This is a genomic window from Tumidithrix helvetica PCC 7403 (genome assembly GCF_965232925.1).
GTDB lineage: Bacteria > Cyanobacteriota > Cyanobacteriia > Pseudanabaenales > Pseudanabaenaceae > Tumidithrix > Tumidithrix helvetica.
Genome location: NZ_CBDDRA010000005.1, coordinates 242,390 through 250,715 on the forward strand (window position 1 = coordinate 242,390; position 8,326 = coordinate 250,715).

6 protein-coding genes are annotated in these 8,326 nt (G+C 44.9%); 4 read left to right on the forward strand and 2 right to left on the reverse strand.

Going from position 1 to position 8,326, the window contains the following annotated elements; all coding sequences use genetic code 11:
- Positions 1-120 precede the first annotated feature (120 nt).
- Positions 121-1,725, forward strand: a complete 1,605-nt coding sequence (locus ACP2WE_RS07100) for an FAD-dependent monooxygenase family protein (protein WP_425214885.1) — start codon at positions 121-123, stop codon at positions 1,723-1,725.
- Here ACP2WE_RS07100 and ACP2WE_RS07105 read toward each other — a convergent pair.
- Together ACP2WE_RS07105 and ACP2WE_RS07110 are read right to left on the reverse strand one after the other, a co-directional pair.
- Positions 1,722-2,186 (reverse strand): hypothetical protein, encoded by a 465-nt coding sequence (locus ACP2WE_RS07105; protein ID WP_425214886.1) that lies wholly within the window; start codon positions 2,184-2,186, stop codon positions 1,722-1,724. The two genes, ACP2WE_RS07100 and ACP2WE_RS07105, sit on opposite strands and share 4 nt — an antisense overlap.
- 87 nt (positions 2,187-2,273) lie before the next feature.
- Positions 2,274-3,362, reverse strand: coding sequence for a RuBisCO accumulation factor 1 (locus ACP2WE_RS07110; RefSeq protein ID WP_425214887.1), 1,089 nt, complete (start codon positions 3,360-3,362; stop codon positions 2,274-2,276).
- Between the two features lie 247 nt (positions 3,363-3,609).
- Between ACP2WE_RS07110 and psaC the strand changes: the two genes are divergently transcribed.
- The 3 genes from psaC (at position 3,610) to ACP2WE_RS07125 (ending at position 7,806) form a co-directional block, all read left to right on the forward strand.
- Complete coding sequence (gene psaC, locus ACP2WE_RS07115) at positions 3,610-3,855, forward strand: photosystem I iron-sulfur center protein PsaC (protein ID WP_330485733.1); 246 nt, start codon at positions 3,610-3,612, stop codon at positions 3,853-3,855.
- A gap of 307 nt (positions 3,856-4,162) precedes the next feature.
- Entirely contained in the window at positions 4,163-4,393 is a 231-nt protein-coding gene (locus ACP2WE_RS07120; RefSeq protein WP_425214888.1) for a hypothetical protein, read from the forward strand.
- Between the two features lie 566 nt (positions 4,394-4,959).
- Positions 4,960-7,806, forward strand: coding sequence for an eCIS core domain-containing protein (locus ACP2WE_RS07125; RefSeq protein ID WP_425214889.1), 2,847 nt, complete (start codon positions 4,960-4,962; stop codon positions 7,804-7,806).
- The last annotated feature ends 520 nt before the right edge of the window (positions 7,807-8,326 follow it).

Below are 8,326 nucleotides of genomic sequence, written 5' to 3' on the forward strand. Positions count from 1 at the left end.
TAGAAAGCTTTAAAAGCCACGCAAAGCGTGGCTTTTAAAGTAGAGCAAAGTATTCGCATCGGTGGATTTGTCTAAATGACTCAGTACCTAATTCTCTAAAAGTTCCATCTTTATACTGCAATGACCAATCTGGAAGACCTATTACCACAAATGCCTGTAGATCTGCTGGGTCAGTTAGATCGCATGGATCGTTTCTGGCGATCGTATCGAGAGAGCGTGGTTTCTGCCACGACGCAGCCATCGGTTATCGGTCAAAGTGAAACGCTTTTGCTAGAGAATGACTTCGATGTCGCCATCTGTGGCGGTACGCTTGGAATCTTTATTGGTTGCGCCCTCCAACTTCGCGGTTGGCGGGTACTGGTAATCGAGCAGGGGATTTTGAAAGGCAGAGAGCAGGAATGGAATATTTCACGCCCAGAGCTGGAGACATTTCTCGCTTTAGATTTACTCACAAGTAAAGAACTAGAACAGGCGATCGCCACCGAATACAATCCCGGTCGAGTCGGTTTCCATGAAGGTATCGAACTTTGGGTGCGAGACGTGTTAAATATCGGGGTCGATCCTGTGTTTCTCTTAGCTACGCTCAAGGCGAAATTCCTCGATCGCGGCGGTAAGTTACTAGAGCATATGGGTTTTCAGCAAGCGATCGCCCATCCCAATGGTATTGAAATAGAAGTAGCGAATAAGTCCAAAGTCGAGAAGCTTACCATTAGGGCGCGATTGTTGCTGGATGCGATGGGTCATTTTAGTGCGATCGCACGTCAAGCCCGTAGTTCAAACCGACAAAGAATGAAGCCTGAAGGCGTTTGCATGGTAGTCGGGAGTTGTGCTGAGGGGATTCCAGCCAAAGCCTATGGGGATTTGATTTACACCTTTACACCCATTCAAAATCAATGTCAGTACTTTTGGGAAGCTTTCCCTGCCAAAGATGGGAGAACCACCTATCTATTTACCTATGTCGATGCCGATCTAGCCCGTCCTAGCTTCTCGCAACTGTTTGCCGACTATCTGCACTGGTTGCCTCAATATCAAGATATCGATCTGGCAAATCTGCAATTTAAACGAACCCTCTTTGGTTTCTTCCCTTCCTATCAGCAAACTCCCTTACAAACGGCATGGGATCGAATCCTTCAAGTAGGTGATAGCAGTGGCAGTCAATCCCCGCTTAGTTTTGGTGGCTTTGGGGCGATGGTGCGCCATCTTGAGCGGCTCGCAAATGGCATTGATTCTGCCTTGAGTGGGAATTTCTTGAGTCGGAAGGATTTGCGATCGCTGCACCCCTATCAACCCAGTTTATCGGTGACATGGTTGTTCCAAAAGACGATGAGTGTAGGCATCCATCAAAAGATCGAAGCGAATGCGATCAACTATCTTCTTTCTACAGTATTTGCATCCATGCAGAAGTTAGGCGATCCAGTCCTCAAGCCTTTTTTACAGGATGTAGTTCAGTTCCCAGCGCTATCCCAAACCATGCTCAGTATGGCGATCGCCGATCCCGTCTTAGTTGGAAAAATTGTGACACAGGTAGGCATCCCCCCATTACTAGACTGGATGCGCCATTATGCGAATTTGGGGAAATACAGCTTGCTCGATCGCCTAGGGAAATCTATAGCACCATCCTTTGAGAATCTCCTACCCGAACAGAAATACTACTGGCAGCGATCGTGCGATCGATGGAAGTACGGCTCAGGAGGAGATTATCATGGGGAACGATCCCTCCCTTAATCCCCTTCGTTACTAGGATCGCTCTTTGCTTGGGGTAGGAACAGTGTGAAAGCCTTGCGAATCAAAGGTCTAACCCCTTGGTTTGTTTCTTCAATTTCTTTTTTGGCTTCCTCCAGTGACATTTCCCAAGCGGGTGCAAAAGCCGGAGACTTGATGATTAAGATTCGGATTGCTTTATCCCAAACATGCAGCGTTTTTAGTTCGGTTCTACCTGGTTTATTAGAGAGCGTTGCTACGGTAATGCGTAGATTTTCGTTTTCCTTCCTTAAACGGTCCAATTCTGTTTTGACTTCATCATTTCCTCTAGCACTAATCTGCATTTGAAGGTTGAGATTCTTTTTGAGATCGTCGATTTCCTTGCGGAGTGAGGATCTTGTAAATATTCCTTTGAGCCAGGTAGCCAAAGTAATTAGAAGCCCTATACCAAGACCCACCAAGCCAAAAATGCTATCTTTTTCCATGAGAAAATCCAAGGTAATGACTAATGCTAAATTTAGAAGCCTCCTTTAGAAGCCTCCTTTAACAGGTACACAAAAGTAACTTACGATTTATTCATCAATTTGCCAAGTTTCCTGAGCCGCTGCTGTATCAAAGATTTTCATTTGACGCAAAACCAGCACTACGCGACCGAGTAATTTGATTTCTGGGGCAGCATCAAACCACTGGATTTTCACCTGCTTGTCCTGCTCGACCACGAAATAAGAATTATCATCCCATTCTCTCTGGGCGCGATCGCAGATTACCAATACCTGCTCGGGTTGGCTGGGAACATTGCTGACCAGTTCCTGCCCTGAAACCTGTTTGAGCGTGTTTGTATCCGCCAGAATCACAACACCATCTTGAATATCGACGATCGCTTGCCAACCAGGGATCGCCACCCAAGTAGATTCTTTCGCAGATTTGACCATACCAAAGGGAGGCCATTCGTCAGCCATGGGGACTGCTTTATAAGCGGCGATCGCCAAGGGCAACTCCCCCGCTACAGGAAGCACCCTAGGTAACATGTGCTCCTCGTCATAGCGAAACACAGGTAAGCGCGGCGATCGCGCTGTAGTAGGTGCGATCATATCGGTGAGCGATCGCTCAATCGCAACTCTTGCGGCATTGCTATTGGCAAATTTCAAGCCTCTAGCGATCAACCTTGCCTTTTCTTGGGAATCTTGCTTAGCTTGCAAGGCTTTCCAGACTTGAAATGCCACTGCATCGCCAGGATGCCGCGTAAACCCTTCAGGTAGGTTTGCCATCGTGGATATATCCTTGACGGCTTTAGCGATATCTTTAACTTCTATGCAATCTAGTTCTTTGGCGAGGGCTAACTCTGCGACAGCAATGCGATCGACAAGGCTGAGAATGCGTAATTCATAGAGGATGTCACTACCTTTACGCTCAAAGTGTGTCAGTAAGGCAGCAGGGGCATCTCCAGACACTAAGCCTGTATAGACCTGTGCGCCCACCATAATCTGATTTTGCTGGATGGGCTCAAAGCCTGTGTTTTCAAAAATTGCTAAGGAGCTTTCGCCCATTTTTTGTAATTGCTGGCAAGCCTGCCCCCACTGCACCCAAGTCCCTTCTTTACGGCGCAGCATCTCAAAAAGTCTCTCTGCCTCTGCTTCTGGGGTTTGAGTGTTATCTGTCATGGTTTCATGCTATCTGCTAAATGTGTGCGAAATGTTAAGTATTGGACGCAAATAAGCTTAGCTTGGTTATGGGGCAGCGTCGCTAAATATTAAATTGTTTTAAGTTATGACTCTTTCTAAATATCTAAGTTTAGCCACTGCGGTAGACTTGGTTTTGAAGATTCCGTACCTTAAGCAATTCTTTAGAGGATTGTAGTGGCAAATTCATTGCTGCGAATAGGTATCATAGCGATTGGAGCAATAAAAAATGTCCCATTCAGTCAAAATATACGATACGTGTATTGGTTGCACACAATGTGTGCGCGCCTGCCCGACTGACGTTTTAGAAATGGTGCCTTGGGATGGATGTAAGGCGGGTCAAATCGCCTCCTCTCCCCGTACTGAGGACTGCATTGGTTGTAAGCGTTGCGAAACTGCTTGCCCAACCGATTTTCTAAGCGTTCGTGTCTATCTAGGGGCAGAAACGTCTCGTAGCATGGCACTAACCTATTAGTGTCGGTTTTCGATTTTTAAATGCAATTATTTTTATTCTGCATTTTCTTTGGGAGTGTCTTAGGGCACTCCTAAATTTTTTTTGGTTATTTTTTGTAAAGCTAGCGATCGGCGATCGCTCTCCTAGCAACCAAAGATCCTAACCCATTAAAATTTCACCCATGAGATCGCACTCGAACAATGCATCAGCGTCGGGAGTCGTCACTATGTATTGATTTGTAAAACGCTGTAATAATTATTTCATCTAATCAGTTTCAATAAATGAATCGCAATCTTTTGCAAAATTAAAATAGAGTAGAGGGAACAAAATGGAATTGCCTATGTATTTTATTGTCGGAAGAAGACCCGTTAAATTAATCAAACCAGAAGCAGGCGGAATGGATGTATTAGCATATAATTGGGAAACAGGGGAATTCGAAAGAGAAATGGACTATTTAACGACTGTTCTGATGGGAGAAGGCGATGTAGATCGGGTTTCCGAACAGGAATTTAGTCAGCTTGTGGTACAACTACAAAGCGAAAACCAAAACGGAGTTTAACGCACATTCCAGCAAGCAATGGAAGCGATCTGCGATCGCGTCGGGTGTGCTGGCGGATCTTACCAATAGTATGACAGCTCTTTAGATTTTGCCTGATTTTAGCAATGGCGCATCATCGCAGTAGATGATGATTTGATCTCCCTCTTCACAACAAAACTCGTATTTGAGCGAGGTATCAACTATAGCAATAGCCAAGTCTTATAGGACAAATTAGGCTTCGGCTCTGCTCAGCTAGACAGAATTCTTCTGTCTTATACCATTTTCAAAAAGTGATGCAACGCATTTTTTTAAAAAGACCGCGCTCCGTGTGGAACACAAAACCCGATCTGTCACAATTTCAAGAGAAATTGGTATTAACCTCTCTGGCGATTGCTATAAAATATACTAATCGATAAATGCTAATATTTTTTATAAAAATTACAGTTAGAATTTGGTACTTATAAAGCGATCGCAAACATCTCGAAATCCGTTCTATTAAGAGTTTATAGATTCTTATCGACTCTTGTTGTTTGCCTCCCAGTCTGAAATTCAGGTACTACTCAAATATCCGAGAGAGGTGTCCGATCGTGAGCGAATATGTCAGCAAGCCCGCAGCCCAATCATCATTTGTCCCACCTGCCGTACAAATTCAAACACGCCCCTTTGCACCTCCTCAAGTCCAGCAATCTGCGGCTCCACAAAACGCGGAATCCTCTCAAGCCGAGAGAGACTTAGAAAATCAAGACAAGCGATCGGCTCAAGAAAATCTTTACTTTACCGATCTTAGCTTCTCTGGTAATGATGACCGAGGCTCGTCAGAGAGCGTGATGCAGCGAAAGTGGGAGGGTATCGTTCAGCGCTATAAGGAGGGAGGCAACACAGCCCCTGACCCTAATCATGGGTATACCCCCGTTAGAGGCTCGTCCCAGAGCATCATGCAACGCAAGTTAGATGAGATGAGGCAAAGAGTCAAGGAGGGAGGGAACGCAGTGCCTGACCCCAATTATGAGTATACCCCCGTTAGAGGCTCGTCCCAGAGCATCATGCAACGAAAACATCAGGAAATGGTGCAGAGGTATAGGGAAAATCAAGCAAAAACGATACAGGCTAAGTTAGCGATCGGGGCAGTTGGCGATAAGTACGAACAAGAAGCCGATCGCGTCGCCGCAGAAGTCGTACAAAAAATTAATGCCCCAGAAAGCGTTCAACGGGAGGAGGTTCTAGAAGAAGATGAAGAGATACAGATGAAGCCTCTCTCTGATACGACTCAACCTATGGAAGCAGAGTTACCACAAACAGATCGTCAGTCAGAAAACATTGCTTTTGCCCCATCTCCACAGGTAGTAGCACCGATTTCTCCAACAATTAATGCCCCTGATAGCGTTCAGAGAGAGGTGGAAGAGGAAGAAGGGGAAGAAGAGATAGAAGAAGATGGAAAATTACAGATGAAGCCTCTCTCCGCATCTATTCAACGATTTGAATCGCCAGAGGATAACGAGCCACTACAAATGAAATCGCTTTCTGATGTAATACAGAGAGAAGAGATGCCAGAGGAAGAGGAAGAAATACAAGCAAAGTCTTTGGTGCAAAGGCGTGACACCCTTGCTGGAGGTGAAGCTTCAGCAGATTTAGAGTCATCGATTCAAAGTGCGCGGGGTAGCGGTCAGTCTCTCGATCCCAATCTGCAAGCAAAGATGGGCGAGGCGATGGGGGCTGATTTTAGTGGAGTAAAAGTGCATACTGATGCTCAGTCTGACCAGTTAAACCAATCGATTCAGGCGAGAGCGTTTACAACGGGGCAAGATGTCTTCTTTAGGCAGGGAGCCTACGATCCGAGCAGTCGAGGCGGTCAAGAGTTGATTGCCCATGAGTTAACTCATGTGGTGCAGCAGAATGGTGGAGCAGTACAGCGATCGCCTCAGCAACCAGAGTTGCAGCAACATCCCGAGGATGTAACGCCAGCAGTCACCTCAATACAGCGCAAAGCATACATTGGAGACGGATACGCAATACCCGATAAACCCACCGAAGAAGGGCGTAAGCTTCTTGAAGACGAACAAGTTAGGCGGTTTAAAGATAGTGATGAATTTGAAAAATTTGCGAAAGACGGTCGGGTTGAGGGTATTGGTAAACTTTCAGATGGCACATGGGTGCGCCTACCTGAAACCACGCTCGTACTTGGAGAGGATCATGGCGATCCAAAGTCTCCCGAAATCATCCAAGCAACCAACATCGAGAAGAAATTTCGCTATGAGGGCTTCACTCGTCACTCCGACGATAGGCTCAAGAACAGTGAAGACCTTCGGGATAATGTGAATGCATCGAAGAAAAAAGCAATTAAAAACAAAACTGGAAAGGACATCAGCGACGACGATCTAGGTGACGAACCAAGTCACGACGCGGAACATGCCCTCCCAGTGTATGCGAGATCGATTGCTGATGTTATAGCATTGGTAAAAGGGCAAAAGAAGGGCGAAGATGTAAAAGGTATGAAAGTTTCGGCGGGAACAGAACTCGAAGGAGGATATTCCCTTTTTAAGGCACTGTTGTCGAGGATGCGCGCTGCCCTAATTTATTGTAAATCTTATGGGAATAAATCACTTTCTATGCACCTCCTCAAACAGTTCTACAATAACAATAGTAAAGCTGTAGATGATGCAATATTAAGGCTTAGTATGGATGATAAAGTTACAATGCCTGATTTCGAGAAGCTTGGCATCACAGCAGAACTCATGGAAACCCTAGCTACTGCCTTCGAAACAGCAGCGAAACAGAAATTAAAGCTAACTACAAAGTATGATCTCGATCAGTTTAAAGAAAGTTTAGATCGCCGAGCGGAGCCATCGGTTGCAATTACAGATCGCGCTAAAGAAGATGACTATCTGCGTGATGCTTCTATGTTAGAAATGATTAAAGAGGCAAAAGCATCAGGCGATCGCTTATTCACGATCGGCGATGCCCATCGTATAAAATTACAGGGACATATTCAAGGTCTCGGCTTGGAAGCGAAACTTGATACAAAATTCATTCAAGAGCAGGTAAAAAAGGATATAGAGGCTTTGATGACGAAAGAAAAGGATAAAAATACGGGTGCAGAAATCGAAACGGTGATAATACCCACAGAGGCACAAATCGCTACTATTGTGAATGATATAGCAAGTACTCTAAAGCTCTATCCTGGAAGAAAAGATAATCCAAAGCCTAGGCAAGAACATGCTTTCTCTCAATCATTAACTGATGGAGAAATAGCAAATAAACTCAAAAAATTCGGAATTAGTTTCAAAGTAGCAGAAGTAAAAGATGGAGAACTTCAAGGAGAATTCCAACCAGGGCAGAAGATGCCTAAAATAAGATCCACGGGTAGATTAGGAGAAATCAAGATCGCATTTTTACGTGGGGAGCAGGAGGTCAAAAAGATAACGCTCCAATTCTAGCCTCTTAGGTTGGTTATATTCCACTGTTCCTTATCTAGTACGATCGCTCGCCTCGTAGGTTGCGTTGAAGCATGAAATCCAAACAAAATTTGCGAGCAATGCAATTTGTTCGATCGTTGGATACATCCAACCAACTTCTACGATCGCAGTTTCAGGTATTGATTTTTAGCTGATGCTTCCAAAACATCACAAATCCTAAAATGTCCGAGAAGCGATCGCTGATATACGCCTAGCTAACTATCCGATCGATTTCATAGCGCGATCGCCGATCTGATCGATTTCATAGCGCGATCGCCGATCTGAAATTTGTGATTAAAGCCAAAATGGATCAGACTGGTTTTGGGAGCATCTCAATTAGGTAATAAGTAGAAATACTTAGCAAAGCAGAGTGGGATAATCGATCAAAGTTAAGCCCTATAAAACAATGAGTCCAGAAGACAAAGAAAGACTAGAAGCCTGTACAAGAGAGATCGCTGAAATCTTGTATCGGAATGCGGAAACCAAAGATGCAGAGCAGTTG